Genomic DNA, 2,734 nt, shown 5'->3' with positions numbered 1-2,734 from the left:
GTTCGCCTGCCCGTATAAATCGGCAGCCAATCTCCCCCCTCCACTCGGTAGGTAACGACCGGCTCCCCCAAACGCCCCTCGCCGCTCAGTAGGTCAGCTTGGAATGGATCTTGGGGATTCCGTAACTGAGTAATCCCACGATGATCATACGTGAGCAGGAACTCTTCAGTGCGAATTGTTCCGGAGAGGTTTTGCCCTGATACTGGCAGAAACTGCAGGAAAAGAGACGCGACCAGGCTCAGGATGATAGGCGATCTTCCTACCTTCAGCTTCATCTGAAGTCTCCTCCCCAAAAGGGACACAGGCTTTCCAGCCGGGAATTTTCGCGGGCTGGAAAGTCCATACCAGCGCAAGCTTTCTCGCCTGCGTACAATCGCAGACGAAAAGGTCCGCGCTCTCCTACTCCTAGATTCCGGCGCGCTGGCGGGCGCGGCGGATGACGGCCTCCATCTGATCGCGATAGGTCGTGAACGTGTCGTCCACGACGTTGAGCGTGGGAATCTGCTCATCCCGCAGCGAGAGCGTCTCCGGATTCCAGCGTCCGAATCCCGCTTCGTGCACTCCGGTGCTGCCTCGTCCTGGAGCTGGATGGCTGAGATGCTGGAAAGCGCGCGCGTATTTCTGCACGGCCGCCGGATAGGCGAACTGCGAGAACACGTGATAGAGCGGGATGAACTCCAGGAGCGCATCGTAATGCATCTCGCCGCAAGCCACCACATGCGGATATTTCGCTCGCAGGTCGAGGACAAGTCGGCGCGTCCCTTCATGCATATCGGCCTGCGGATTGTTCACCCACCCCCCAACGATATCGAGGAAATAAGCGTCCACGCCATAGCGCTCGATGACCTCCGAGATTCGCTCAAAGAGGTGCTCACGCCAAGAGGCGACGCCGAGATTCATGTACGACAGCCAGCCGTCCTGATGGCGATCGTTGTCCCAATCCACCCAGTTGAGATCAAAGCGATCGCCATCAATCTTTGACGTCGCCGCATCAGCTAAACGGGCAAAGACGGGTTGCTGACGATTGGCGGCGTTGGCTCCGAACATCGGCATCATGCGAAAGCCCAGCCGTTGCGCTTCGCGGATGAGTCGGCGGAATCCCTCTTCTCCACCCATACGCGGCGCGGGCCGATAGAGGGGATACTCCCAGTAGTATCGCCCGTCCCAGGCCGACAGAAAGACGAGCACGCGATCCGCCGGGATGCGCTCAGCCACCCAGCGAAGGATCTCACCCATGCGAGCGTAGTCGTTGAAGATGTAACCCGTGTAATGCATGCCATGGAGCGTCACCACGAGCGCGATGCGTCGCAGCCAGTCAGGAACATCTGGGCGCGTCTCCCACGGTTGCAGGCGATAGACGCGCTCCAGGTGTTCGTAGTGCGCACGCGCGATTGCCTCTACCGTCGGCGCTCGTCCGATGCGCCAACGGGGAAGCGTCACCGTCGTCGAGCGCGTCCAGCCTTCCAGTTCGCACACGGCTTCCAGGCGATAGCCCCTCTCCCCCGGCTGAAAGTAGTAGCGTTTGGTCCGCACCCGGTCATCAAGCGACGAGACGAAGAAGAAGTCTCGCTCTCCCGCCTGAACGATTGCCAACGGTGTCTCCATCCCTCGCGCTGCCCCTGGACCGAACAGGTCGCCGCCGGAGAAGGGATAGCCCAAAAGCACTTCATCCTCTCGCGGATCAAAGAAATTCTGCAACGCGCTAGAAATGCGACCGCGCGGCACGCCTCGAAGGATCGTCGTCACCGCCTTGATGGGACGATTCATCTGAACCGTCGCCGTCCATTCGATGAACTCTCCGCGCTTCTCCAGGCGCGCCTGCAACCGTCCCGGAGCTTTCTCCTGACCTCCAGCCCAGATGAGCTGATCGCATTCCAGCTCGAGCGCTTCCCCACGCACGTTCACTTTCATTCGTTCCCGATCCAGCCCATAGACGTTTTCGTAGGTGAAGATGAGGAAGCCGAACTGATACCCCTCGAACTCGACCGACGGTTCCGGGAAATCAAAGCTGAACTTCATGTACGATCGCCCCCGCGGGGGGACGTGAACTCCACTCGTAGAAGTGAACGGATGGATCGTTCCGTTCGGCACTTGGAGAACGACGCGAGCGTCTTCAAAGCGAAGGGGGGTCGACTTCGCGATCACCCCGACTCCGACTCCCCCCAAGCCTTGAAGAAATGCACGACGAGAGCAACGCCCCTTCATCCTTGCCTCCTTTGAGATCTCTCACCGCCGCTCCAGATCATAAAATCGCCAGGAAGAGCGAAAATCTTTGGTGAGCGGCTGGCGGGTGAGGATAGCGCGCACCATCTCCACCGGAATGCGCCCCTCTTTGAGGATGGCATCATGGAAAGCGCGATTGGTCATCTTGCCCGACTCAACGAGTTCACGGTGCAGGGCGCGGAACTGCAAACCTCCGAGCAAATACGCCGCCTGGTAGAGCGGTCCGTACTGTCCGCCAAACGACCGTCGCACCTCGGCCTCCGCATTCGCTCGCTCATGTCCCACGCGCTCCACCAAATATGTGATGCACTCCTCAGGCGTCATCTCGCCCAAGTGGAACTTGAGCGAGAAGATGATCCGGGCGCAGCGATGCATCCGCCAGAAGAGTGCCCCGATGCGATCCTCCGGCGATTTGTGAAATCCCAGGTCCCACAGCAACAGCTCCCAATAGAGCGCCCACCCTTCGCCCCAGAAGGGCGTGCTGAAGAGATTGCGATAGGGCTTATATCGG

Annotated in this window: 3 protein-coding genes; all 3 read right to left on the bottom strand. The window is 59.6% G+C overall.

Annotated elements, in window-relative coordinates; genetic code table 11:
• Positions 1-275 (bottom strand): hypothetical protein (locus tag NZ746_10250; protein ID MCS6817744.1); only part of this gene is annotated, 275 nt, incomplete at its 3' end.
• 130 nt (positions 276-405) lie between these two features.
• Positions 406-2,019 carry a hypothetical protein gene (locus tag NZ746_10245; protein ID MCS6817743.1) on the bottom strand — a complete coding sequence of 538 codons (1,614 nt, stop codon included), beginning with the start codon at positions 2,017-2,019 and terminating at the stop codon, positions 406-408.
• A gap of 207 nt (positions 2,020-2,226) precedes the next feature.
• Positions 2,227-2,734, bottom strand: a 508-nt coding sequence (locus tag NZ746_10240) for a DUF885 domain-containing protein (GenBank protein MCS6817742.1), incomplete at its 5' end; no start/stop codon positions are given.

This window comes from Blastocatellia bacterium (assembly GCA_025055075.1).
Taxonomy (GTDB): Bacteria; Acidobacteriota; Blastocatellia; order HR10; family HR10; genus HR10.
Note: the sequence above shows the minus strand (reverse complement) of the source record. Positions and strands in the feature narration are given on the sequence as shown.